Source organism: Rhizobium sp. F40D2 (genome assembly GCF_051810745.2).
In the GTDB taxonomy this organism is placed as follows: Bacteria; Pseudomonadota; Alphaproteobacteria; order Rhizobiales; family Rhizobiaceae; genus Rhizobium.
Genome location: NZ_CM131436.1, coordinates 1,282,284 through 1,306,303 on the forward strand (window position 1 = coordinate 1,282,284; position 24,020 = coordinate 1,306,303).

General features: G+C 62.7%; 27 protein-coding genes and 1 pseudogene. 16 read left to right on the forward strand and 12 right to left on the reverse strand.

Features of this window, described 5'->3' with window-relative positions:
* Positions 1–138: 138 nt before the first annotated feature.
* The 3 genes from ACS4RS_RS06220 to ACS4RS_RS06230 form a co-directional block, all read right to left on the reverse strand.
* The gene (locus ACS4RS_RS06220; protein WP_439011688.1) at positions 139–1,149 is read right to left on the reverse strand and encodes a helix-turn-helix domain-containing protein; all 1,011 of its coding nucleotides are present in this window, start codon (positions 1,147–1,149) and stop codon (positions 139–141) included.
* Positions 1,146–1,712, reverse strand: coding sequence for an isochorismatase family protein (locus ACS4RS_RS06225; protein WP_003589115.1), 567 nt, complete (start codon positions 1,710–1,712; stop codon positions 1,146–1,148). The genes ACS4RS_RS06220 and ACS4RS_RS06225 overlap by 4 nt, the downstream gene beginning before the upstream one ends.
* Positions 1,713–1,832: 120 nt before the next feature.
* Positions 1,833–2,729 (reverse strand): LysR substrate-binding domain-containing protein, encoded by an 897-nt coding sequence (locus ACS4RS_RS06230; protein ID WP_439011687.1) that lies wholly within the window; start codon positions 2,727–2,729, stop codon positions 1,833–1,835.
* 126 nt (positions 2,730–2,855) lie between these two features.
* On the opposite strand from ACS4RS_RS06230, the gene ACS4RS_RS06235 reads away from it, so the two are divergent.
* From ACS4RS_RS06235 to ACS4RS_RS06245, 3 genes are read left to right on the forward strand one after another with little or no spacing between them, the layout of a single operon-like run.
* Positions 2,856–3,230 (forward strand): Atu4866 domain-containing protein, encoded by a 375-nt coding sequence (locus ACS4RS_RS06235; RefSeq protein ID WP_439011686.1) that lies wholly within the window; start codon positions 2,856–2,858, stop codon positions 3,228–3,230.
* Between the two features lie 38 nt (positions 3,231–3,268).
* Complete coding sequence (locus ACS4RS_RS06240; RefSeq protein ID WP_439011685.1) at positions 3,269–4,120, forward strand: oxidoreductase; 852 nt, start codon at positions 3,269–3,271, stop codon at positions 4,118–4,120.
* A gap of 37 nt (positions 4,121–4,157) precedes the next feature.
* Positions 4,158–4,892, forward strand: coding sequence for an SDR family NAD(P)-dependent oxidoreductase (locus ACS4RS_RS06245; protein ID WP_439011684.1), 735 nt, complete (start codon positions 4,158–4,160; stop codon positions 4,890–4,892).
* A 16-nt stretch (positions 4,893–4,908) separates the two neighbouring features.
* On the opposite strand, the gene ACS4RS_RS06250 is transcribed toward ACS4RS_RS06245, so the two are convergent.
* The gene (locus ACS4RS_RS06250) at positions 4,909–5,472 is read right to left on the reverse strand and encodes a methylated-DNA--[protein]-cysteine S-methyltransferase (RefSeq protein ID WP_449313916.1); all 564 of its coding nucleotides are present in this window, start codon (positions 5,470–5,472) and stop codon (positions 4,909–4,911) included.
* A gap of 190 nt (positions 5,473–5,662) precedes the next feature.
* Between ACS4RS_RS06250 and ACS4RS_RS06255 the strand changes: the two genes are divergently transcribed.
* The 3 genes from ACS4RS_RS06255 to ybaK all read left to right on the forward strand — a co-directional run bounded on the left by ACS4RS_RS06255 (position 5,663) and on the right by ybaK (position 7,646).
* Complete coding sequence (locus ACS4RS_RS06255) at positions 5,663–6,721, forward strand: peptidase M14 (protein WP_439011682.1); 1,059 nt, start codon at positions 5,663–5,665, stop codon at positions 6,719–6,721.
* A gap of 91 nt (positions 6,722–6,812) precedes the next feature.
* Complete coding sequence (locus ACS4RS_RS06260) at positions 6,813–7,163, forward strand: ArsC family reductase (protein ID WP_439011681.1); 351 nt, start codon at positions 6,813–6,815, stop codon at positions 7,161–7,163.
* A 9-nt stretch (positions 7,164–7,172) separates the two neighbouring features.
* A complete protein-coding gene (gene ybaK / locus ACS4RS_RS06265; RefSeq protein ID WP_439011680.1) occupies positions 7,173–7,646 on the forward strand; it encodes a Cys-tRNA(Pro) deacylase in 474 nt (157 codons plus the stop codon).
* A 2-nt stretch (positions 7,647–7,648) separates the two neighbouring features.
* On the opposite strand, the gene ACS4RS_RS06270 is transcribed toward ybaK, so the two are convergent.
* A complete protein-coding gene (locus ACS4RS_RS06270; protein WP_449313917.1) occupies positions 7,649–8,089 on the reverse strand; it encodes a MarR family winged helix-turn-helix transcriptional regulator in 441 nt (146 codons plus the stop codon).
* Positions 8,090–8,168: 79 nt separating this feature from the next.
* Between ACS4RS_RS06270 and ACS4RS_RS06275 the strand changes: the two genes are divergently transcribed.
* Together ACS4RS_RS06275 and ACS4RS_RS06280 are read left to right on the forward strand one after the other, a co-directional pair.
* Positions 8,169–8,852 carry a glutathione S-transferase N-terminal domain-containing protein gene (locus ACS4RS_RS06275; RefSeq protein ID WP_439011678.1) on the forward strand — a complete coding sequence of 228 codons (684 nt, stop codon included), beginning with the start codon at positions 8,169–8,171 and terminating at the stop codon, positions 8,850–8,852.
* A gap of 127 nt (positions 8,853–8,979) precedes the next feature.
* Entirely contained in the window at positions 8,980–10,233 is a 1,254-nt protein-coding gene (locus tag ACS4RS_RS06280) for an aminopeptidase (protein WP_439011677.1), read from the forward strand.
* On the opposite strand, the gene ACS4RS_RS06285 is transcribed toward ACS4RS_RS06280, so the two are convergent.
* Positions 10,181–11,092 (reverse strand): EamA family transporter, encoded by a 912-nt coding sequence (locus tag ACS4RS_RS06285; protein WP_439011676.1) that lies wholly within the window; start codon positions 11,090–11,092, stop codon positions 10,181–10,183. The two genes, ACS4RS_RS06280 and ACS4RS_RS06285, sit on opposite strands and share 53 nt — an antisense overlap.
* Before the next feature lie 81 nt (positions 11,093–11,173).
* On the opposite strand from ACS4RS_RS06285, the pseudogene ACS4RS_RS06290 reads away from it, so the two are divergent.
* Positions 11,174–11,673 (forward strand): annotated as a pseudogene (locus ACS4RS_RS06290) (MarR family winged helix-turn-helix transcriptional regulator).
* On the opposite strand, the gene ACS4RS_RS06295 reads toward ACS4RS_RS06290, so the two are convergent.
* Positions 11,674–12,264 (reverse strand): NAD(P)H-dependent oxidoreductase, encoded by a 591-nt coding sequence (locus tag ACS4RS_RS06295; RefSeq protein ID WP_439011879.1) that lies wholly within the window; start codon positions 12,262–12,264, stop codon positions 11,674–11,676. It lies immediately after the preceding pseudogene.
* Positions 12,265–12,266: 2 nt separating this feature from the next.
* The gene (xseA, locus tag ACS4RS_RS06300) at positions 12,267–13,847 is read right to left on the reverse strand and encodes an exodeoxyribonuclease VII large subunit (protein WP_439011674.1); all 1,581 of its coding nucleotides are present in this window, start codon (positions 13,845–13,847) and stop codon (positions 12,267–12,269) included.
* Between the two features lie 321 nt (positions 13,848–14,168).
* Between xseA and ACS4RS_RS06305 the strand changes: the two genes are divergently transcribed.
* Positions 14,169–14,414 carry a hypothetical protein gene (locus tag ACS4RS_RS06305; protein ID WP_003589145.1) on the forward strand — a complete coding sequence of 82 codons (246 nt, stop codon included), beginning with the start codon at positions 14,169–14,171 and terminating at the stop codon, positions 14,412–14,414.
* Positions 14,415–14,428: 14 nt separating this feature from the next.
* On the opposite strand, the gene ACS4RS_RS06310 is transcribed toward ACS4RS_RS06305, so the two are convergent.
* Entirely contained in the window at positions 14,429–16,270 is a 1,842-nt protein-coding gene (locus ACS4RS_RS06310; protein ID WP_439011673.1) for a hypothetical protein, read from the reverse strand.
* Positions 16,271–16,429: 159 nt separating this feature from the next.
* Between ACS4RS_RS06310 and ACS4RS_RS06315 the strand changes: the two genes are divergently transcribed.
* A complete protein-coding gene (locus tag ACS4RS_RS06315) occupies positions 16,430–17,437 on the forward strand; it encodes a glycosyltransferase (RefSeq protein WP_439011672.1) in 1,008 nt (335 codons plus the stop codon).
* Positions 17,434–17,811 carry a GtrA family protein gene (locus ACS4RS_RS06320; RefSeq protein ID WP_439011671.1) on the forward strand — a complete coding sequence of 126 codons (378 nt, stop codon included), beginning with the start codon at positions 17,434–17,436 and terminating at the stop codon, positions 17,809–17,811. Before ACS4RS_RS06315 ends, ACS4RS_RS06320 begins: the two co-directional genes overlap by 4 nt.
* Here ACS4RS_RS06320 and ACS4RS_RS06325 read toward each other — a convergent pair whose 3' ends face one another.
* Entirely contained in the window at positions 17,812–18,798 is a 987-nt protein-coding gene (locus tag ACS4RS_RS06325; RefSeq protein WP_439011670.1) for a Gfo/Idh/MocA family oxidoreductase, read from the reverse strand. It lies immediately after the preceding gene.
* Positions 18,799–19,019: 221 nt separating this feature from the next.
* Here ACS4RS_RS06325 and ACS4RS_RS06330 point away from each other — a divergent pair, with 221 nt between their 5' ends.
* Positions 19,020–19,961, forward strand: a complete 942-nt coding sequence (locus ACS4RS_RS06330) for an aldo/keto reductase (protein ID WP_449313918.1) — start codon at positions 19,020–19,022, stop codon at positions 19,959–19,961.
* A gap of 13 nt (positions 19,962–19,974) precedes the next feature.
* A complete protein-coding gene (locus tag ACS4RS_RS06335) occupies positions 19,975–20,418 on the forward strand; it encodes a GNAT family N-acetyltransferase (RefSeq protein ID WP_439011669.1) in 444 nt (147 codons plus the stop codon).
* Here the strand turns inward: ACS4RS_RS06335 and ACS4RS_RS06340 are convergent.
* Entirely contained in the window at positions 20,408–21,025 is a 618-nt protein-coding gene (locus tag ACS4RS_RS06340) for a hypothetical protein (protein WP_439011668.1), read from the reverse strand. The two genes, ACS4RS_RS06335 and ACS4RS_RS06340, sit on opposite strands and share 11 nt — an antisense overlap.
* Before the next feature lie 150 nt (positions 21,026–21,175).
* Between ACS4RS_RS06340 and ACS4RS_RS06345 the strand changes: the two genes are divergently transcribed.
* Entirely contained in the window at positions 21,176–21,673 is a 498-nt protein-coding gene (locus tag ACS4RS_RS06345; protein WP_439011667.1) for a DUF892 family protein, read from the forward strand.
* 138 nt (positions 21,674–21,811) lie between these two features.
* Here the strand turns inward: ACS4RS_RS06345 and ACS4RS_RS06350 are convergent, their stop codons facing one another.
* A complete protein-coding gene (locus ACS4RS_RS06350; RefSeq protein WP_449313919.1) occupies positions 21,812–22,705 on the reverse strand; it encodes a LysR substrate-binding domain-containing protein in 894 nt (297 codons plus the stop codon).
* Positions 22,706–22,822: 117 nt separating this feature from the next.
* On the opposite strand from ACS4RS_RS06350, the gene ACS4RS_RS06355 reads away from it, so the two are divergent.
* Entirely contained in the window at positions 22,823–23,815 is a 993-nt protein-coding gene (locus ACS4RS_RS06355) for an aldo/keto reductase (RefSeq protein ID WP_439011666.1), read from the forward strand.
* Positions 23,816–24,020: the final 205 nt, after the last annotated feature.

Genomic DNA, 24,020 nt, shown 5'->3' on the forward strand with positions numbered 1-24,020 from the left:
CGGCAAAAGGGCGCTCCTCGCCCTGATCCTTGGAGCGGGAAATAGCAAAACCCCGTGACAGGGGCAACCTTGAGCCGGGAGACGCCGGTGGGGAGAGGTTCGCGATGGTTCGCCGGAAGCAGCTTCAGCGGCACATACCTAAGCCCCCATCTGCAGCCTCGAGCGTGCCGTGCTCGGCGGGCTTTCATGCAAGCGGTTCCAGGCGCGGCGCAACTGCCGCGCAGAGCCGAAGCCGGCGCGCATTGCGACCGCCTCCATATCCAGCCGCGAACCGGCGAGCATCTCGCCGGCAAGAGCCACGCGCATACGATTGACGAAATCCGTGACGCTCATGCCCGTCTGTTCGTTGAACAGCCGCGAGAGGTTGCGCGGGCTGGCGCCGCTGAGGCGGGCGAGTGCGGCGACCGACCAGTCCTGAGCCGGATCGGCCACCACTGCGTCCTGCGCACGATGAATGACCGGATGGATATGGTTTCGGCCTTCAAGCCAGGGCGAAAGCTGCGGGTCGGAGCCGCCGCGCCTGAGGTAGACGACGAGATATCGCGCCACCGCGACAGCGCATGCGTGGCCCGCCGCTTCGGCGACGATATGCAACATGAGGTCGATGCCGGCGGTGATGCCGGCGCTCGTCAGGCGCTCTCCATCCTCGACATAAAGGCGGTTTTCCCGGACGCGCGCCGTGGGCGCGAGCCTGATCAGATCTTCCATGCAGCCGTGATGGGTGGTGCAGTCGCAATCGTCGAGCATCCCCGCCTCGGCGGCGAGCAATGCGCCCGAACAGATCGAGGCCAAGCGAATTCCCGGACGAATGGCGCGTCTCAGCCATGCGACGATGGCAGCCTCATCGACGCATTCCCGTTCGCCATGCTCGAGGCCGTTTTCCATCGGGGCGTCGGCGCTGCCGGCAATGACGACGAGCGCGCCATCCGGCAATCGCTCCGGCAATGGAGCGACGCCGGTCACGGCAAGAGCGATTGAGCTGCCGACCGTCGCCGACGGACCGATATAGGTGACGGTAAAGCGCACGCTGCTCTGTTCGAGGTTCGCCTTGCGCAGCACCTCGATCGGGCCGGCCACGTCGAGCAGCAGAACGCGCGGCGGCACGACGACGAAAACCGGGATATCGAGGGACTGCGTAGGGTCGGTCATGCGGCGAGCAGCTCCCCACGGCCTGCCAGCGCCTGTTCGACGGTCGCGATCCGCGCGAAACGACCGGAGAGGACAAGTTCGGTCCGGTCCCGGATTTCCCTTGCGCTCCAGCTGCGTCCGGTGGCGTCGGTCATCGGGAATGTCAGGGTCGCTTCGCCGACATAGTCGACTTGATAGCCGAGATCCGAGGCGTGACGCGTCGTGGTCTCGCAGCACTGTTCGGTGCGGATGCCGGAGACGAGGAGACGGCGGACGCCATTCTCGGTCAGCCACACGTCAAGTCCCGAACCGACGAGAGCGCTGTGGCGGCTCTTCCTGAAGGTCGCCTTCGGGGCGATCCGGAGTGGGGCGAGCGTTCTGACGAAGCCGGAGCTTTCCGAGAACGGCCCGCTTCCATCGACATGAAAGATCTGTATGACGGTTATGCCGCGGGCTTCTGCACCGTCGATCAAAGCCTGCTGGCGATCGATATAAGCGGAGGCGAGCTCATCATCCCAATAATCGCGATGCCTGAAGGATTCCTGGGCGTCGATGACGAGAAGAACGGTATCATGATCGGACATTTTTTGCTCCTTCGAGATTGATCATGACGTCATATTCCGTGATTTGATAGTGGCGCGAAATGCACGCCGCGGACAAAGAGCGGACAATTCACGCCAACAGCTGAGTTCAACGGCAGACGCCTAACGCCTGGCGGACGTCCTGATATGATCGACCAGCGCCCGCAGCTTCAGCGGCTGCCGCTGGCGCCTGGGATAATAGAGATAGAAGCCCGGAAACGGCGGACAGAAATCTTCGAGAAGCGGCACGAGTTCGCCGCGTTCGACATAGGGCTGAAAGGTTTCCACCATGCCGAAGGTGATTCCGGCGCCGGCGCAGGCCATGCGGATCATCATGCCCATGTCGTTGGTCGTGACCGCGGGTTCGACGGAGACGTCGAAATCGCGGTCATTTTCGGTGAATTCCCAGCGATAGGGCGCCGTATCCGGGCGCGGGCGCCAGCCGATGCAGGAATGACCCTGCAGTTCGCCGGGATGGTTGGGACGACCGCGGCGCTCGAGGTAGGCTGGGGATGCCGCAGCATATTGCCTCTGCCGCTCGGAGACCGAGATTGCGATCATATCCTGCTCGATCACCTCGCCGAGCCGGACGCCCGCGTCGAAGCCGGCCTCGACGATATCGAATTCGTCATCGGTGATGGTGATATCGAGTTTGATCTCGGGGCAAGCCTGCATGAAACCGGCCAGCAAAGTGCCGGACAGAAAACTCTCGGCGATCGACGAGACGGTGATCCTGAGCAGGCCGCTCGGGCGTGCCTGCATTTCCCGCACCGTCTGCATCGCATCCCTGACCTGCCGCACCGACGGGCGAACCGCCTCGAAGAACACTTCGCCGGCCTCGGTCAGGCTGACGCTGCGCGTCGTGCGCTGGACGAGCGCAACGCCGATGCGATCTTCCAGGCGCTGTAAAGCCTGGCTGACGGCGGAGCGGGTGACGCCCAGCCGCTCGCCGGCGAGGCGGAAGTTGCGCGCCTCCGCCACCGCAAGAAAGACCGAAATGCCTTCGAGATCATCGACCATTGGTTGGCATTTCTAACCATGGCATCCCGGATTGGCAACTTAATCACGTCGATCAGGGAGACTATCGTCCTCTCGAGGCCAAGCAAGGCAGTATTCATGGACAGGCCTCTTTCGAAGGGAAGACCGATGCGAAACATTTCAGCGAGACCTGTTCTGCATATTTTCGCCGCAACCACCCTGGCCGGCACGGCGATCGGCTCGTCAGCCGCGGATGCCCTCAACGACCGGCAATCCGTGCGTCAACAAACAAGCGAGAACATGATGCAACACCATCCCTATGTCGGCATGTGGGTCACGGATGACGGCCGTGTCCGCCACGAACTTCTGGCCGACGGCCGTTACGACGAAGCCCGCGGCAACCGGGAAAGCGCCTATCGAGGCCGCTACGAAGTCACCGGAAGCCACATCGAATACTGGGACGACACCGGTTTCACCGCCGACGGCGATTTTGTCGACGGCAACACACTCCATCATGGCGGCATGGTGTTTCGCCGCAAATAACCCATCGCTCGGGACGAGGCCGTTTCCGGCCGGAAAGGATGACGATCATGTCTTCCACGACACCCATCTGGTTCATAACAGGCGCTTCGTCCGGCCTCGGCCGGGCGCTTGCTGCAGCGGTTCTCGCCCGTGGCTGGCGCGCCGCCATTACCGCGCGCAGACCCGAAGCCTTGAAAGATCTCGCGGCAGAACACGGCGACCGCGCCCTTGCTGTCTCGCTCGATGTGACGGATGCCCGCTCCGTCGCTCGCGCGGTTCAGGAGGCCGAAGCGCATTTCGGCGCGATCGACGTGCTCGTCAACAATGCCGGTTATGGCTACCTCTCGGCGATCGAAGAAGGCGAAGAGGCTGAAATACGCGCCCAGTTCGAGACCAATGTCTTCGGCTTGATCGCCGTCACCAAACATGTCCTGCCGGGCATGCGCGCGCGCCGTCGGGGGCATATCTTCAACGTCTCTTCGCTCGGCGGGCTCGTCGCCTTCGCCGCGACTGGCTACTATCATGCCACCAAATTCGCGGTCGAAGCCCTGTCGGAGTCGCTTTTCCATGAGGTCAAGCCGCTCGGCATCGATGTGACGATCCTCGAGCCCGGCGCCTTCCGCACGGATTGGGCCGGCCGGTCGATGGTCGAATCCAAGACCGTTATCGACGACTATGCCGAGACATCGGGCAAACGGCGCCAGTCCACCCGTTCGGTCTCCGGCAAGCAGCCGGGCGATCCGGCGCGCGCCGCAGCCGCGATCATATCGGCATTCGAGGCGGACGAGCCGCCACTGCGGCTGTTGCTCGGCGCACCTGCCCTGAAGATCGCCCGCGAACGGCTCGATGCGCTGCGGGCAAATTTCGACGCCTGGGCGGAGACGACGCTCAGCGCCGATTTCCCCAGCTGATCGCCCAGAAAACACTCATCGAAAAATGGAGCTTGAAATGTCGAAGATCGAAGGAAAAGTTGTTGCCATCACCGGCGCCAGCAGCGGCATCGGAGAGGCTGCGGCAAGGGTGCTGGCTGCCGCGAGCGCCCATATCGTGATCGGCGCGCGCCGCACCGAGCGGCTGCAGGCGCTTGCCGGTGAAATCGAAGCCAGGGGCGGGACGGTGCGCCTGCGAGAACTTGACGTCACCGACCGTTCCGAGGTCGAGGCTTTTGCCGGTTTTGCCAGATCGGAATTCGGCCGGCTTGACGTCATCGTCAACAATGCTGGCGTCATGCCGCTCTCGCCGCTCGACGCTCTCAAGGTCGAGGAATGGGACCGGATGGTCGACGTCAACATCAAGGGCGTTCTCTATGGCATCGCCGCGGCGCTGCCGATCATGAAGGCGCAGGGATCGGGACAGATCATCAATCTGTCTTCGATCGGCGGCCACAGCGTCTCACCGACGGCCGCCGTCTATTGCGCGACCAAATTCGCAGTTCGTGCGATCTCGGACGGGCTGCGGCAGGAGACCGATCGCATTCGCGTCACCGTCATTTCTCCCGGCACGACGACCTCGGAGCTGGCCGAGACGATCACCGATCCGACCGCGCGGGACGCCATGAAGGCTTTCAGGGCGGTCATGATCAGCCCGGAGGCCGTCGCCAATTCGATCCTCTACGCCATCAGCCAGCCCGATGACGTCGATGTCAGCGAGATCATCATCCGGCCGACGGCGAGCCCGCATTGAGCAGTCGGCATTTCGCCTAAAGGCCCAGCGACTGCTGGGCCGGCGGCGGCGGGGCGAGGCTGACGCCTTCGAGCTCCAGCATGCGGGCCTTCGATGACGAACCGCCGGGAGCGGAGAAGCCGCCGATCTTGCCGCCGGCGGCCAGCACCCGGTGGCAGGGAATGATCAGCGCGACCGGGTTCTTTGCCATCGCCTGGCCGACGTCGCGGGCGCCTTCCGGCCCGGCGCCGAGCTCTTTCGCCAGCGCGCCGTAGGTGGTCGTACGCCCCCAGCCAACACGCCTTGCTGCGGCATAAATATCCTTGAAGAAGGCATCCTGGCCGGCAAGATCGAGTTCGACGCCCGAGAAATCCGTTTCCTCACCCTGAAAATAGCGCTTCACCGTCGCGACCGTTTCGAGCACATCCGGCGTCGGCGCGCCGGGTTCAGCATCCGGCAGACGGCGCAGCAGCAGGCGTTCGGTCGCTTCCGCTGACTTCGTCGGCAGCTGGAAGCGGGCGATGCCGGCGTCGCTCCAGGCAATGCCGCAGAAACCACCGGCGGTTTCAAAGATCAGATAGTGGTATATCGTCTGGGCCATGACAGAGCCTCCACGTTTTTCGATTACCACCAAAATCGTACGGGACCGCCGCTGTTTCAACCCGATTCTTGCGCGTCAGGCTGGCAGCTGCTTGGTTGAGGTAACGATCTTCAGCAAGACTTGCGCTTGCGGGATATCCACGGATAAAGCTGGAGTAAGCGTCGGATGGCAAATGCGGAGCAAAGACAGCATGGACGTTTCAGAGATCATCATCCCGGGCGATACGCCGGGGACGGAGTGGCGGTTGCCGGTGCTGCGTTTCGCCGGCCGCAGTGCGAAGGCGCCAAAGATCTATATCCAGGCGGCACTGCATGCCGGCGAGCTGCCGGGAACGGCGCTCTTGCATTTTCTCTGCGAACGGCTGCGGCAGGCGGAGAGCGAAGGCGGAATTGCCGGCGATATCACCATCGTGCCGCAGGCCAATCCGATCGGTGCGGCGCAATCGCATTTCGGTGATTTGCAGGGCCGCTTCGACCTTAACTCCCGCACCAATTTCAACCGGGATTTCCCGCTGATTTCCATTGCCGATCGGCCGACGCTGATCGAAGAACTCGACGATTGCCCGGCTACCGACAGATTGAAGCGGCAGCTCCTGCATCTGGCGCTTGGCGCCGATCTGGTCGTCGATCTGCATTGCGACGATGAATCGCTGCAATATGCCTATATCGATGAGGCCTTCTGGCCTGAGGCGGCCGATCTTGCCGCCGCTCTCGCCATGGAGGCCGTGCTGCTTTCGGATGGCGAAAGCTCGGCCTTCGAGGAGGCCGTCGGCTTTGCCTGGAAATATGAGGTCCCCGGCGAGCGCCGATCCCGGTTGCCGGGCAGGCTTTCGGTCACGGTCGAGCTGCGCGGCAAGCGCGACGTCGATCCGACACTGGCGAAGAAGGATGCGGACGGGCTTTGGCGTTTCCTCGTGACGCGCGGGATCGTCAGCGGCGAGACGGCGGCAACGGCATTTTCCGGCCCCGCCGTGCCGCTCGACAATGTCGAAATCCTTCGCGCGCCCGAAGGCGGCGCCGTGCTTTTCCATCGCAAGATCGGTGACAGGGTTGCAGAGGGCGAGCTTCTGGCGACGATCGTCACCCGGCCGGGGCAGCCCGGCGGCAGTATCGATCTGCATGCGCCGCAGGACGGGCTGATCCTGACCCGGACGTCCGACCGGCTGGTGCGGCGGCGCGGCGACCTGATGAAGATCGTCTGCAGCAGCCCCAGCAGGGCCGCGCGCAAGGCCGGCACGCTGGAGAATTGAGCCGGCGAGTTCGGGGATAAAACGCCGTACGGCGTTTGCGTCGGCCTTCGCCCATGGTATCCCGCTGCGATCACAGGGAGATCGATCGGGCATGGCCGTTACCATTTATGGCATCAAGAACTGCGACACGATGAAGAAGGCCCGCAGCTGGCTGGAAGACCACGGCGTCGCCTATGAATTTCACGACTATAAGGCGCTCGGCATCGACCGCGCCCATCTCGAATCCTGGATCGACCAGGCCGGCCTCGACACAGTGCTCAACCGCGCCGGCACCACTTTCCGCAAACTGCCCGATGCCGAGCGCGAGAATCTGACCCGGGAAAAGGCGATCGCGCTCATGCTCGACCAGCCGTCGATGATCAAGCGGCCGGTGTTGGAGACGAAGGGCAAATTGCTCGTCGGCTTCAAGCCGGAGATCTATGCCGGTACTTTCGGAGACTGACAGGCGGCTATGTCCAAAACCACGCGCGCGACACAGGTTATTTCCCAGGCGGGCGTCGCCTTCACCGTCCATACCTATGACTATGATCCCGGCGCCGAGCGCGTCGGGCTGCAGGCGGCCGAGGCTTTGGGCGAAGCGCCGCATCGGGTGCTGAAGACGCTAATGGCCGAGGTGGACGGCAAGCCGGTCTGCGTCGTCGTGCCGTCGGATCGCGAGGTCAGCATGAAGAGGCTTGCCAGCGCCTTTGGCGGCAAGTCGGCCAATATGATGAAGCCTGCCGATGCCGAGCGGCTGACGGGCTATCATGTCGGCGGGATCAGCCCCTTCGGCCAGAAGAAGACCGTACCGACGGCGATCGAGGAAACCGCCCTTGCCGAACCGCTCGTCTATATCAATGGCGGGCAACGCGGGCTGCAGGTGCGGCTCGATCCGAAGGATGCGTTGGAGGTCTTGAAGGCGATCGCCACGCCATTGGTCGCCTAATCTCAGAGAAAGCGGTCGAGCAGGCCGGCAAGCGTCTTCGCCTCGTTTTCGGCAAGCTTGCAGCCGATATGGGTCTCGATCGATCCGGCATAGACGGCCCACATGCGCTCTCGCAGCTGGCTGCCAGCCTCGGTGATGACAACCCAGCGGCCGCGGCCGTCGTCGGCGAAGACTTCGCGCCGGACGAGCCCCTCCCTTTCCAGCCGGTCGATCAGGCGGGAAAGATTATACTGCGCAAGCAAAGTGCGCTCTTCGATCTCATAGGGGCGCAGCCTGCCCCCCGCGCGCGCCAGTTCCCACAATACGTCATACCAGGCAAGCGGCGGCATGCCGGCCGCTTTCAGGTCAGTTTCGATTGCGCCGAGCAAGCGCTCGCGGGCGCGCATGATGCTCGTCCAGGCACGGTTGGAGGCTTCGCTGGGTTTCGCCGTTTTCTCGGACATAAATGCAGTTACATCTATCTTGAATTCCACCGCAAGCGATATTAGATGCATTTGCATAGATTGTGACCAGGAGACTTCCATGAGCAGCCTTACCCTTATCAGCCACCATCTCTGCCCCTATGTGCAGCGCGCCGCGATCGCGCTTCTCGAAAAGGGCGTGCCGTTTGAGCGCATCAACATCGATCTTGCCAACAAGCCGGAATGGTTTTTGAAGATCTCGCCGCTCGGCAAGGTGCCGCTGCTGCGGATCGAGGCAGAGGATAGCAGCCAGGCCGTTCTGTTCGAAAGCAGCGTCATCTGCGAATATCTGGAGGAAACGCAAGCGGGTGCCACCCTGCATCCCGCCGATCCGCTGACCCGGGCCCGTCATCGCGGCTGGATGGAATTCGGCTCCTCCGTACTTTCCGATCTCTGGGGGTATGAAACGGCGCAGGATGAATTGCAGCTGGACGTCAAGCGCAAAGCGCTGACTGCCAAATTTGCGACACTGGAAGGGGCGCTGGGCGACGGGCCTTATTTTGCTGGCAGCAGCTTCAGCCTGGTCGATGCCGTCTTCGCACCAGTCTTCCGCTATTTCGATCTCTTCGATACGCTCGGCGACAGCGGCATCTTCGATGGGCTCGAGCAAACACAACGCTGGCGCAGGGCGCTGTCTGAACGTGCGAGTGTCCGCAACGCCGTCGGCGCGGATTACCCGCAGCGGCTGATGGAATTCCTCGAGAGACATTCCTCGATCCTGCTCAGGCAAGCTGCCGCCGCCTGAAGCGCGCCCAAGCGGCCGGACCTCCATCCGGCCGCCGGCAATTCGGCGACACAACGCTTCATTTTCGCCGCAAACGGGTCTAAGTCTGCCAACCTCAAAGCATCATCGACAGAAAGCAGGTTGAGCCATGACTTTCATGCCCCAGAGCCAGAACACCATCGATCCCGTCAAGCTGGAGAAGCTTGCCGAGGTCGCCGTCAAGGTCGGGTTGCAGCTGCGCAAAGGTCAGGATCTGGTGGTCACCGCGCCCGTGGTGGCGCTGCCGCTCGTTCGCCTCATCACCAAGCACGCCTATCAGGCCGGCGCCGGGCTGGTAACCGCCTTCTACTCCGACGAGGAAACAACGCTTTCGCGCTATCAGTACGGCAGCGACGAGAGCTTCGACCGCGCCTCCGACTGGCTCTATGAAGGCATGGCGAAGGCCTATGCCAACGGAGCGGCGCGCCTTGCGGTCGCCGGCGACAATCCGCTGCTGTTGTCCGAGCAGGATGCCGGCAAGGTCGGCCGCGCCAATCGCGCCACCTCAACTGCCTACAAACCGGCGCTGGAAAAAATTTCGAATTTCGACATCAACTGGAACATCGTCTCCTATCCCAATCCGTCCTGGGCCAAGGTGGTCTTCCCTGACGATCCTGAGCCGATCGCGATCGCCAAGCTCGCCAAGGCGATTTTTGCCGCCTCGCGTGTCGATGTCGACGATCCCATCGCCGCCTGGGCCGAGCATAATGCCAATCTGGCCAAGCGCTCCGCCTGGCTGAACGGCGAGCGCTTCGCCTCGCTGCATTTCAGGGGACCCGGCACCGACCTGACGGTCGGCCTTGCTGACGGCCATGAATGGCATGGCGGTGCTTCCACCGCCAAGAACGGCATTACCTGCAACCCGAACATTCCGACCGAGGAAGTCTTCACCACGCCGCATGCGCTGCGTGTCGAAGGCCATGTTTCAAGCACCAAGCCGCTGTCGCACCAGGGCACGCTGATCGACAATATCCAGGTGCGCTTCGAGGGCGGACGCATCGTCGAGGCGAAGGCGTCGCGCGGTGAAGAGGTCTTGAACAAGGTGCTCGATACCGACGAGGGCGCGCGCCGGCTCGGCGAAGTGGCGCTCGTGCCCCACTCCTCGCCGATCTCGGCCAGCGGCACCCTGTTCTACAACACGCTGTTCGACGAAAACGCCTCGTGCCACATCGCGCTCGGCCAGTGCTATTCCAAGTGCTTCTTGAACGGCGCGACGCTGAGCCAGGAAGAGATCAAGGCGCAGGGCGGCAATTCCAGCCTGATCCATATCGACTGGATGATCGGTTCAAACAGGGTCGACATCGACGGTCTCAAGCCGGATGGTTCGCGGGTTCCGGTGATGCGGCATGGCGAATGGGCCTGACCGGCATCGTGGCGCGCTGACTAAGCCAGACGCTGGCGAGCACCATGGCGAAGCCGGCGATCTGCGCCGGCGCCAGGCTTTGGCTGAGCGCCAGCCAGCCGAGCAAGGTCGCGACGACAGGGCTCAGAAAGCCGAGCGAGGCGACCGCCGAGGGCTCGATGCGGGACAAGCCGCGAAACCAGAGCAGATAGGTGAAGGCAGCGCCGATCAGGCCGAGATAGGCGATGCCGGCAATATTTGCGATAGTCGGCGTCGGCAGCGCCGGTTCGAGTAAAAGCGCAAAAGGCACCAGCAGCATGCCGCCTGCCGTCAATTGCCAGGCGGTGAAGGTGAGGTTCGACACCGGCGGCGCCCAGCGCCGTGTCAACACCGTGCCGAAGGCCATCGAGACGGCGCCGGCAAGACCGGCCGCAACTCCCACTGGATCGAGCCCCGCCTTCGGCGCCAGCACCAGCAGCCCGACACCGGCCATGCCGGCAAGACCTGCCAGCACGGCAAGCGGCCGGATCGGTTTGCCGAGGAGAAGCCGCGACAGCGCGATGACGATCAGCGGCTGCACCGCGCCGACCGTTGCGGCAACGCCGCCCGGGAGCCTGTAGGCCGAGACGAAGAGCATCGCCCAGAAGAACGCGAAGTTCAGGGCACCGAGAATGAAGGTCCTTCCCCACCAGATGCCGAAAGGCAGCTTCCTCACCAGGAGCAGAAGCAGCAGCCCGGCCGGCAAGGCCCGGAGCATCGCCACCGTCAGCGGATATCCAGCCGGCAGGAAGGCGGTCGTGACGATATAGGTGCTGCCCCAGATGGCGGGTGCGAGCGCGGTCGCCGCAAGGTCGGCTGTATGGCGGATATTTGTCTTCATATCGAGAATCTCTATTTCAAGATAAATACACCCTACGCCTTTTTATCTTGACGTCAAGATAAGGGCTGTTATCGGTTGATCATGAGCAAAGACAGCCGAATCGATCACGTCGACAAGATCCTAGCGCAATGGCGACAGGAACGGCCGGACCTCGACGTCGAACCGATGGGCCTGCTCGGACGGCTGAAGCGCCTCGGTACCCATCTCGGCCGCGAAGTGGAGGCGGTGCTCCTGAAACACGGGCTTTCGACGTCCGCCTTCGACGTGCTCGCCACCCTCCGCCGCGCCGGCGCCCCCCACCGGCTTTCGCCGGGCGAGCTCCTGGAGAGGACCATGGTCAGCTCCGGCACGATGACGAACCGCATCGACCAGCTGGAGAAAGCGGGCTTCGTCGAGCGCGTCGTCAATCCCGAGGACCGCCGGAGCGTGTTGATCGCACTGACGGAAAGGGGCTGGCGACGGTGGAAGCGGCCGTCGATGCGCATGTCGCCAATCAGCACCGGCTGACGCGCAACCTGACAGCCGAGGACAAGGCCGAGTTCGACCGGTTGCTCAAGAAATTCCTGTCGGATTTCGAATAGCTAGACGGCGGCAAGCGCCCTGCGGACGCGCTCCAGATGCCTCTTGCGCCTCGCCTCCTTGGCACGGTCCATATCGTGCAGGCTCAGCATGCGAAAAACGAGTTTCTTTGAGCAGAAATTGGCAATGCCCCGCTTCAGCAGACGGCGAACGGGATTGCCCATATAAAAATGCACCAGCCACCAGGGCGAGCCCGTCGTCGTCAGCGCATAGAGCAATCTGATATTGGTAAGTTCAGGCACAATACGACCGCCGGCGGCGTCGTGCCTAAAGGCCACCCCCGGTGCGAGAATGCGATCGAAGAATCCCTTCAAAATGGCCGGGAAATTGAACCACCACTGAGGAAACACGAGAACGAGCCCGTCGGCCGACTGCAGCCGGGCAACAATGTCGGCAATGGCCGAGGTGTCGTAGGGCATATCGAAATAACCGCGCCGCTCCGTCTGGGACAGGCATGGATCGAAATCTTCGGCGTAGAGATCGAGCAGATCGACGACATGACCTGAGGCTTCCAATGCTTGGCGAGCCGTGCGCGCCACCGAGGCGGCGAAGCTTTCCGGCAGCGGATGGGCAAGCACCAGCAGGATCCGCATCATCAGAACAGGCTTCCCTGCTTCGGCGACTCGGCCGATTTCGCGCCCCGCTTCTTGGTGCCGACAGGCGGGGCGCCACCCTCCGTCGTCAATGCGCCAACGCGGCCATCGGCGAACTCGATGGAGATACCCGTGCCGGCGGAGAGTGACGCGGCCTGCGAGACCGGCCTGTCATCCTCATCGCGAATGACGGCGTAGCCGCGCTTCAGCACATTCTTATAGGACAGCGACTGCAGCACACGATCCTGCGCGGAAAGTTCGGCGCGGGCGCGAGCCAACTGGTGGCGTATCGCCGTATCGCCGTGGCGCGAAAGATTGGCGAGAGCCTCACGGCTCCGGTCGGTTTGCGTCTTGAACCGGGCCGGCAGCGAGGCGAGGATTGCCTCAGCGCGATCAATGCGGGACTTCGAGCGATCGATCAGCCGTTCGACCATGCGTTCGGCCCGGATCATGCGCTCGTTCAGGGTCTGGCGGCGCTCGGCGATACGGCCGGAGAGCAGATCGGGACGCAGATGGGCGGCGACGCGCTCGAAGCCGCGGCGCTTGTTGATGGTGTTGAGTGCCAGCCCGCGGCCAAGGCCGGCCGCCGCCTCGTCGAAACGGCGGCGCGGCAAAGCGAGGAGCTGATCGAGCGATGGCAGAGCGCGCATCAGGGCACGAACCGACTGGCGGCGCTGATCCATCTGCCGGTTCATGCAGCCTTGCAGCCGCGCGGCAAGGGCGGCGGCCTGGGCATCAAGCTCCGCCTTGACCGGCACGGCCATTTCGGCCGCCCCGGTCGGCGTGGGCGCTCGGACATCGGCGGCATGGTCGATCAGCGTCCAGTCGGTTTCATGGCCGACGGCCGAGATCAGCGGTATCCGGCTTTCGGCCGCCGCACGCACGACGATTTCGTCGTTAAAACTCCAGAGATCTTCCAGGCTGCCGCCGCCGCGCGCGACGATCAGCACATCAGGCCGCGGAATGGCGCCGGCCGGCTCCAGCGCATTGAAGCCGCGAATGGCATTCGCCACCTCCTCGCCGGAGCCCTCGCCCTGGACCTTCACCGGCCAGACAAGGACATGTACGGGAAAACGATCGGAGATGCGGTGAAGGATATCGCGGATCACGGCGCCGGTCGGCGAGGTGACGACGCCGATCACGCGCGGCATGAACGGCAGCCGCTTCTTGCGGGCGGCATCGAACAGGCCTTCGGCGCCAAGCTTGCGCTTGCGCTCCTCGATCAGCGCCATCAGCGCGCCGGCGCCGGCCGGCTCCAGCGTCTCGATGACGATCTGATATTTCGATGAGCCGGGAAAGGTAGTGACCTTGCCGGTCGCGATTACTTCCATGCCCTCTTCCGGACGGAATTTCAGCCGCGAGAAGGTGCCCTTCCAGATGACGGCGTCGATGCGGGCGCGATCGTCCTTCAGCGAGAAATAGGCATGGCCCGAGGAGTGCGGGCCGCGATAACCGGAGATCTCGCCGCGCACGCGAACCTGATCGAAGGCGGTTTCGACGGTGCGCTTGATCGAGCCGGAAAGCTCTGAAACCGAATATTCGGCAAGATTGGTCGGCGAATCGCTGTCGAAGACGTTGCTCATCCCTTCTTTCTATGTCGATCGGCGGCAAACGGGAAGGTCGCGGCCGCCGCCGAAGCCGGTTTTCCCGGCTGCCGAGTTCGCTGGCGGCGGGCGCACTCTGCGCCACGCATCCTCAGCATGCAGTCGCGGCAGCTTGGCGGGTGACCCGCGAAATCGGGTAAATCCGTTTGGTTGCGGAACGCATCGTTACAATGCGCGTTATAGATGAAAGGGATTGCTAACCACCGCAATACAAAGGCTTTTCGGCGGAGATTGCCGGTAAATCTTTGTTAGTTGGCGCTTCCTATGCTTCCCCTCGTTATCTCTGGGAAGGTGCTGAAAATGATTATTCTCACAGCAGCAGCATTGGGCGTCAGCGCCGGGCAAACGCGCTCGGCTGCCGCGATCGCGTTGATCGCCGCGCTTATCGGAATAACCTTCGCGGCGGCGGCGATTACGTCGCCCGGCCCGGTCTCAATCCTGGCCTTCGTCTACGCCGTTCTCGGCTTTAATGGCGGCCTCATGCTTTTCGTGGCCGGGCTCTATGCCAATGCGCGCCTTCGCCGCGCGACGCGCGTTTCCCACTAAAAGAATTGCCGGCGTCAGTTCGCCGCCGGCCGATAGCGAAAGAACTGAACGCCCACATCCGCCGCCTTCGGAAGCGGCTCCAGATAGGGCGGTATTTTGCCCTTGCCGAGCTCGGCATAGAGCCCATCCGGTTTCAGCTTGGCAATCTCTCGCGTCTGCAGGTCGCCGGGGCAGAAGCCAAGCACGGTCACATCAGCCCCCTTCAGGAAGGCTTCCGCCTCCTGCGGCTCCGCCAGCCCGATGTGCAGTTCCGTCAGCATACCGCCCTGATTGCGGTGATAGGGCGCGGAAAGAACCCGGTTTTGCGTGAAGCGAAGGATCGGCACGCCCATTTCCGAGGGTGCGGAGACCAACCCGGCCGGAAGCCCGGCAAGCGGCGCCAGCGCCCGCCTCGATGTGCAGGAAAGCACCTTTTCCGTCGCCTGCTTCTGCGCGCCATTGCCCATCTGCAGCGCCGCAAGTCCGCCGCCGAGTGCCCAGGCGGCCGGGACGCTGGCCAGCACCGTCACGATATAGACGAAGGCGGCCGCAACGTTCTCGCTGTCGCGGTTGGAGATCCGCCTGATATCGATGATCAGCAAGGCAAGTGGCAGAATGGCGATCAGGTTGGAGAAAACGGAGCCGCGTACCTGGACCAGCGCGATCGCCCAGCTGGTGATAAGCAGAAAGAGCAGGACCAGATGGATCTGCATGCGGTCGCGCCGAACGATGCGGAAGATGCAGACCGCGATGGCGAACAGGCCGGCCGCATAGAAGCCACCGATGGAGAAGGGATCGGTGCGAAGAAGAACGAAGGCCGACTGCGCTTCCGACACATTCTTCAGCCAGAGTTCGACCAGCATCGGATCGAGACCGGCGAGCGGATCGCTCAGGCATTGCGGCGCAATAACCATCGCCGAACCGAGAACACCGGCACCGACGAGGCCAAGCGCCGCAAAGCGCAAGGGGCGACTCAGGCGGCTGGCAAAGACCGCCGAAAACAGCAGCAGCCCGCCGCCGATCGCCGCCAGGCTGTAATAACCGAGCGAGAGATTGTCGCAGGTGACCGTCGAATAGAGCCGCGGTGGCACCGTTGCGACAAAGAGGATGCTGATCGCCATTGCCAGCGCCAGCCCGAAGGCCTTCGCGGCGGCGGCGAATTTATCCCCTTCCCACGCCCAGAGCAAAGCGATGGTCAGACAGACGGCGGCGACGAAAGGCGTCGTCTCGGCGCCGATGGCGATGGCGACCGCTGCCGCGATACCGGCAACCGCATAACTCCAGCCGCGCCGCTGCGGATCCAGCAGCATCGCCACCATCGTCGCGACCAGCGCCAGCTGCGCATTGTGATGATCGATGGCTCCAGGCGCGAAACGGTTGCCGGTGTAGATCGCAAGACTGGTCATGCCGAGACAGATATGCATGCCGGCGATACCGCCGATACGCCGCCCGGCAACGGCCATGGCGAGCATGGCGGGCAGGACCAGCAAGACCGGCCAGACGGCAAGCGCCAGCGCCTCGGCCGTCTCATGGGGCGCAAACAGACCGAAGAACCAGATCAGCGAAGCGATCGGCAGATCGATCAGCCGTGACCAGTGCATCAGCGTGCCGCCGCCGAGGCCGAGGCGATATTGCATCAGATCGAACCAGCCCTGCCCGGCGAGAAAATCGCGAACCTCGATGAGACGCATTCCGTCGTCATTGTCGGGACCGACATAGTCGGTCGCGGTGAAAAGCTTGGCGCCGAGGAGGATGGTGGCGAGAATGACGCTATAGGCGATGACGGTTGGCCACAGGCGCATCATTAGCCTCCCCAACCCGCCCCTTCGGGCGGCGGTCACGGATGCGGCATTGGCGATCGGCTGCACGGCGTTCATCGTGGTTAGCGCTTTGTTTCCAGATGCCGAAGCTTAGCCGCAGCCGATCAAGAAAGTGTAAAGCCGATCGCGGCAGCTGCCGATTTTGCTTTCGTCATAGGGTCTTATTAACGCCGGGTGGTTTAGGCTCGGCACGGCTTTTGTGTAACGAGTAAAGTCATGGCCCGATCGCGTACCGATAAACTGGACATTGCCGTCCTGCTTCCTTGCTATAATGAAGCCGCGACGATCGGCCCTGTGGTGCGGGGCTTCCGCGCGACGCTGCCGGATGCGGCGATCCACGTCTACGACAACAATTCCACCGACGGCACAGCGCTGCAGGCGATGCTTGCCGGCGCGCATGTCGTGCGCGAGCGGCGTCAGGGCAAGGGCCATGTCGTGCGCCGGATGTTCGCCGATATCGACGCTGACATCTACATCATCGCCGACGGCGACGGCACCTACGCGCCCGGCGATGCCGAAGAGCTGGTGCGGACGCTGCTGACCGAGCGCGCCGACATGGTGGTGGGAACCCGGCGCGGCGTGCATGCCGATGCCGGCCGCCAGGGCCATGCGCTCGGCAACCGGCTTTTCAACCTGCTCTACCGGACGATCTTCGGCCCCGACTTCACCGATATCTTTTCCGGCTACCGCGCTTTCTCGCGCCGCTTCGTCAAGAGCTTCCCGGCGGTATCGGGCGGCTTCGAGATCGAAACCGAGATGTCAGTGCATGCCTCGCGGCTGAAGCTGCCGGTCAGCGAGCTGGAACTCGATTACGGCCGCCGGCCGGAAGGCTCGCATTCCAAGCTTTCGACATTTCGCGACGGCGGCAAGATCCTCTGGATGTTCGCCATGCTGATGAAGGAAACCCGGCCCTTCGCCTTCTTCAGCACGATTAGCGCCACCTTCATGCTGGCGAGCCTCGGCTTCATGGCGCCGGTACTGGCGGAATACTTCCAGACGGGCCTCGTCAGCCGCATGCCGACCTGGGTGCTGTCGATGGCCCTGATGATGATCTCCTTCATGCTGTTCACCGCCGGCGTCATCCTGGATTCGGTGGCCCGCGCCCGCGCCGAACAACTTCGTATCCACTATATGAGCCTGGAGACGCCGAGCGCGGCCAGGGCTCCGATCAGCGAAGCAGCGCCCGCATCGCGCGCGCGTCCCGGCAAGGCGGATGCAGCATGAGAAAGCTCGTCCGCTTCGCCATTGCCGGCGGCATCGGCTTTCTCGTCGATGCCGCCGTCCTGTCGGCGCTGCTCCATCTGACGCCGCTCGGGCCATTTCTGGCACGGCTCGTCGCGATCGCGCTGGCAATGGCGGCGACCTGGGCTTTCAACCGGAGCTTCACCTTCGATCGCTCCGGCCGATCGCTTGCAGCCGAAGGCTTTCGCTACGGCTCGGTCGGGGTGACGGCAGCACTGGTCAATTACGGGCTTTATTCCGCGCTTCTGCTATCGCTGCCGGCCCTTCAGCCGCTTGCGGCCATGGTGATCGCCAGCCTCGCCTCGATGATCTTCAGCTTCTTCGGCTATTCGCGCTTTGTCTTCCGCGCCGAATAATCAGACGGCTTCCCACCCGTCCTTCTCGCTGGCGCGATAGATCGCGTCGATGACCTTCTGGTTCGATTTCGAATTTTCGAGCGTGACGAGCTCTTCCTTGCCGTCCTTCACCGCCCGGGCGAAGGCTTCGACTTCCCGCTTGTACTGGCGGCTGTCCTGGAAGCGGAAGATGCGCGATTCATTGTGGCTGCGGTCGGCAAGCTCGATCTCTTCAGGCCCAAAGCGATTGGCGTTGAAAGGCGACTTGACCTCGATGTAGCCGTCGATGCCGTGAAAGACCATGACCTGGCGGTTGGCCATCTGCGTCGAGATATAGAAGCTCAGCTCGAAATCGCCGAAATCGGCTTTGACGCTCGAATAGATATCTGTCCCGAATTCGGGATCGCGCTCGGTAATCGCCTGGATGCGGAGCGGCTCCTTGCCGGTGGAAAAACGCGTGCCCATGACGGGATAGACGCCGATATCGGGAAGGCCGCCGCCGCCAAGCTCTGGAATGTTGCGCATGTTGGCGGCGTCGCGGTTGAAATAGGTGAAGGCGCCCTGCACGTGCCGGAGCTTGCCGATCGCGCCCTCGTCGATCAGCGCGCGCACTTTTTGCCAGACCGGGGAATAGGTGATCATATAGGCTTCGGTGACCACCACGCGGTTGCGGTCGCGGGCGGCGATCACATCGTCGATATCGCCGGCCTTCAAGGCGAGCGGTTTTTCGCAGAGCACGTGCTTGCCGGCATCGGCTGCTTTGATCGACCATTCGATATGCTGCGAGGTCGGCAGCGGGATATAGACCGCGTCGATGACGTCGGAGGCCAGCATCTCCTCATAGGAGCCGAAGGCATGCGGCACCGAAAAACGGTCGGCCATCTCCCTGGCACGGGCGAGATCACGGCTGGCGATCGCCGTGACGACGCAGTTCTCCGCGTCCTGGATTGCAGGAACGACATTGTCGCGGCCGATCTTTGCCGTTGAAATGATACCGAAGCGCAGCATGGTCCAAGCCTCCCAAACAGGTTTTCGCGAACCATATTCAGGCCTTCGCCGCGGCGCAATGGCGCGGGCTGAAATCACGGAAGTTTGCCTTCCCTCATGCCCGGATCGCGCTAGGTTCTCTCAGATCGTCAGAGAATGATGTTTCGGCATCATGCTCCGGGACGGCGTTCTGCCGTACCCGCGATTTCAATTACATCACCTTTTTGGAGAGCGTCACGGAAATGCGCCGGCTTGGAAAAACAGGTCTTTCGGTCGCGCCGATCGTCATCGGCGGCAATGTCTTCGGCTGGACGGCCGACGAGAAAACATCCTTCGCCATTCTCGACGCCTTCTTCGATGCGGGCCTCAACACGATCGATACGGCGGATGTCTATTCCGCCTGGGTTCCCGGCAACAAGGGCGGCGATTCCGAGGAGATCATCGGGCGGTGGCTGAAGCAGGCCAGGGTTTCCCGCGACAAGGCCGTGATCGTCACCAAGGTCGGCTCGGATATGGGCCAGGGAAAGACGCTCAAGGAGAGCTATATCCTGAAGGCGGTCGAGGATTCGCTCAGCCGGCTGCAGACCGATTATATCGATCTCTATCTCTCGCATTGGCCGGACGCCGATACGCCCCACGAGGAAACGCTCGACGCCTTTGCCAAGCTGAAGCAGCAGGGCAAGATCCGCGCCATCGGCTGCTCGAATTATGATGCGACGCTGCTGCAGGCGTCCTTCGACGCTGCCGAAAAGGCCGGCCTGCCGCGTTACGATGTGGTGCAGCCGGAATATAACCTCTATGAGCGCTCGAGCTTCGAGGGGCCGCTGGCCGAGCTCTGCGTCAAAGAGGATATCGGCGTCATCACCTATTTCAGCCTGGCCGCCGGCTTCCTCACCGGCAAGTACCGCAGCAAGGCGGATACGCAAGGCCGCGCCCGCGAGGGCCGGGTTTCGACCTATTTCGACGACAGGGGCCTGCGCATTCTTGCTGCCCTCGACAGGGTGTCCACTGAAATCGGCGCCAAGCCCGCCGAAATTTCGCTCGCCTGGCTCTTGCGCAAGAAGGGCGTGACGGCGCCGATCGCCAGCGCCACCAGTCTTTCGCAGCTTGAAAGCCTGGCGAAATCAGCGACACTTCAGCTTTCCGATGACGCCATGGCGCTGCTCGACGAAGCCGGCCGCTGAAAGAGAAGAGACGATGACCGTGACGATCCGCGATGCCCGCCCTGAAGACGAAACCCGCTGGCGCGAACTCTGGGCTGATTATCTCGCCTTTTACGAAGTCACGGTCGATGCCGATATCACCGACCTGACATGGCGCCGGGTTTTCGATCCGACGTCGGCGATCGCCATGCGCGTCGCCGAGGTCGACAGCAGGATCATGGGCTTTGCGCTCTATCTCACCCATGAGGGCACGTGGATCCGCGGCAAGGACTGCTATCTCGAAGACCTGTTCGTCGATCCCGATGCACGCGGCAAAGGCGTCGGGAGGGCGCTGATGGACGATCTCGTCGAACTCGGCAAGGCGAAGGGCTGGTCGCGACTCTATTGGCATACGAGCGAACAGAACAGGACGGCCCGGGCGCTCTATGACAGCTATGTCGAGAGCGACGGGCACATTCGCTACCGCATCAGTTTTTGAGGGCGGGAAAACCCTCGTACCATTCGGAATGCTGACCCTCCCAGTTCGCCATGCCCGATTTTGTCAGGATGCCGCGCGGGCTGATATAACTCTGGATCACCCGTTTCGGCCGTTCGTGCCACTGGATATTGAAGGCCCAGAGCTTGGGAAAGAAGCAGAGCGAGGCATAGGGCAAATGGTCATGGATCCACCAAGCAAGCCGTTGCCAGTCGCTTTCGTCGCTGTAGCGGTCGAGCATCCACGGAACGACGATGCAGACTGCAGCCCCCATGCAGCCGTCGAAGTCCCGCATGTCCCAGATGTGATGGGCTGCGGTGGCGGCATTTGTCGAGCAGTTCAGATTGTTGTCGTTGCCGAACCGGTTGACCGCAGGCGATCGATAGCCGGAGCGGATATGCAGTCGACCGAAGGTCGCTTCCAGCGGCTCCAGCAATTCCTCGCAAAGCCTCCTGCCCGCCTCGATCGCCAGATCGGGATCCTCGGGAATATTGGGGATGCGGTGGAAATCGGCAATTTCGGAGTGCAGGAAATCGCGGAAGAAGAAGTTCTGCGACAGCCTTATCCGGCCAAGATCCTCCAGACCCTTCATCGAACCCGGCTTTCGCATGACGTTCTCTTCCTCCCATATCGATGGCAGGAAACATCGCCCGGAGCAGATTTCCAGTCCACCCGAAATCGATCGGGAACAATTTGCGCAATCCTTGCTTCTTAATGTGTCGCCGCATTCGCGGCCTTCCCCAGAACAAGGATCGAGAAAATGGCCAAGGAAAAGACGTTGGAAGATCTCTTCTACGACACGCTGAAGGATATCTATTTTGCCGAGCGGCAGATCTTGCGCGCCCTGCCGAAGATGGCGCGCGCCGCCCAGTCTTCCGAACTGAAGGAGGGTTTCCAGAAGCACCTGGAGCAAACCGAAGGCCAGGTCGAGCGCCTGCAGCAGGTTTTCGAGAAGATCGGCAAACGCGCCCAGGGCAAGACCTGCGAGGCGATCCAGGGCATTATCGCCGAGGGCGAAGAAATCATGGAGGAATTCAAGGGCACGCCGGCGCTGGATGCCGGCCTGATTTCCGCGGCCCAGGCCGTCGAGCATTATGAAATCGCCCGTTACGGCACACTGAAGACCTGGGCCGCGACGCTCGGCTTCAAGGATGTCGTCAGCCTGCTCGACCAGACGCTGCAGGAAGAAACGGCGACCGACAAGACTCTCTCCCAGCTCGCCACCACGGCGGCAAACCAGAAGGCCAAGGCTGCCTGACGGATTTGAGAGCGGGCGGCAGGTCTCTTACCGCCGCCCGCATTCTTCTACAGCGCCGCGCGTCTATCAGACGCGCAAAGGACGCTGTAGCACTTGGAATTGCTGCATAATTCCTTAGATCGATGGCGATCCAAGGAATTAGGCAGCGGCATATCTGAAGAAATCGATGAAGGCCCGCAGTGCCGGGCGCATCTGCCGCCGGGTGGGATAATAGAGAAACGGCCCGGAATAGGGCGCGCACCAATCCTCCAGCACCCGCACGAGCCTGCCGCTCGTCAGCTCGGCATCCACCCGCATATCGAAGAGATAGGCAAGGCCGGCGCCGTTCAGCGCCGCAAGCAGGGCCAGCCGGTCCTCGCTGACAATCAGCGGCCCGTCGACCGCAACGACCAATTCCTGCCCGTCCTTTTCGAACTCCCAGCGATAGATGGAGCCATTGGTAAAGCGCCGCTTGATGCAACGGTGATGGACGAGGTCGCGTGGGTGTACCGGTTTTGGATAGCGCTCGAAATATTCGGGCGACGCGGCGATGACAGTCGTCAAATGGGGTGAGAACCTCACGGCGATCATATCGGCCTCCAGGCTCTCCTCCAGCCTTATGCCGGCATCGAACCCCTCCTTGACGATATCGGTGAAGCCGTCCTCATTGGCGATCTCCAGGGTGATATCGGGATAGAGGTTGAGAAAATCGCCGAGGCGCGGGGCGAGCAGGAGATCGGAGACGAAGCGCGGCGCGGTGATGCGCAGGTTGCCGGCCGGCTTGGCGCGCGTATCGCGGACAGCCTCCAGGGCAATATCGATCTCCTCGAGCGCCGGACGCAGCCTTTCGAGAAGCAGGCGGCCCTCCTCCGTCGGTGCGACGCTGCGGGTGGTGCGCGCCAGAAGCCTGACCCCCAGGCTTTCCTCCAGGCTCGAGATCGCATGGCTGATGGCCGAGGGCGCGACGAGGAGTTCCTTGGCCGCGGCGCGGAAGCTGCGGTGCTCCGAGACGGCGGCGAGAACGGCGAGTTGCGAGAGCTGTGTTCTGTTCATTGATCGAAATAATAGAACAACCCGTTAGAAGCTGCATGTATTTTCTGACTGGTGCGGCAAGGATATGGTTTGCCCGTACCGCATAGAGCGGTCGCCAGCTCAGAAAAGGAGCGCAACATGAAAACCCGGAAACTCGGAAACGATCTGACCGTCTCGGCCGTCGGCCTCGGCTGCATGGGCATGAGCTTCGCCTATGGCGCCAGCGACGAAGCGGAATCGGTGAGGACGCTCAATCGCGCCGTCGAACTCGGCGTGACGTTTTTCGACACCGCCGAAGTCTATGGCCCCTTTACCAACGAAGCCCTTGTCGGAAAGGTGCTGAAACCATTCCGCGACCGCGTGGTGATTGCCACCAAATTCGGCTTCAAGATCGATGCCAGCCAGCAAGGTGCTGCCGCCATCGCCGGCGTCGACAGCCGCCCCGAGCATGTGCGGGCGGTCGCCGAGGCCTCATTGAAACGCCTCGGCATCGAAACCATCGACCTCTTCTACCAGCACCGCGTCGATCCCAACGTGCCGATCGAGGAGACGGTCGGCGTCATGGCCGAGCTGGTTAGGGAAGGCAAGGTCCGCGCCCTCGGCCTCTCCGAAGCCGGCAGCGCCACCATTCGCCGCGCCCATGCGGTCCATCCGATCGCAGCGCTGCAGAGCGAATATTCGCTCTGGACGCGCGATCCGGAGGAAGACGTGCTTGCCACCTGCCGCGAACTCGGCATCGGCTTCGTGCCCTACAGCCCGCTCGGCCGCGGTTTTCTAACAGGGGCGATCAAGACCGAAGATCTTGCCGCGGATGATTTCCGCCGGCAGGTGCCGCGCTTCCAGGCGGAGAATTTCGACGCCAACGCCGCGCTCGTCGCAACGCTCGAACAGCTTGCCGCCGAAAAGGGCGTGACCGCCGCACAGCTGGCGCTCGCCTGGGTGCTGAGCCAGGGAGACGACATCGTGCCGATCCCCGGCGCCCGCAAGCTTCACCATCTCGAACAGAACGCTGCCGCCGCCGATATCGTGCTGAGCCCGGCCGAGCTGGAGCAGCTCGGCGAGGCGATCCCGGCCGGGCAGGTGGCGGGAAAACGTTATTCGGACGCCTCGCTTGCCATGACCAACCTTTAAGCAACAAAAGCCCGGCATAGAGCCTTTCCTGGTTAGATTGAAGCATTCTGTTGGCTCAAACGGAGTCGGATGGTCGACCGGCCGGCGCGCGTCGTAGCAACGCTCTACGGCCAAGCCGGCCGGTCGATCAGCCGGCCCGTTTCAGCCAACCCGAAGGGCCGGGCTTGCCTTCGCGGCCGGCGAAACTATCTAACGCCATCTCGGA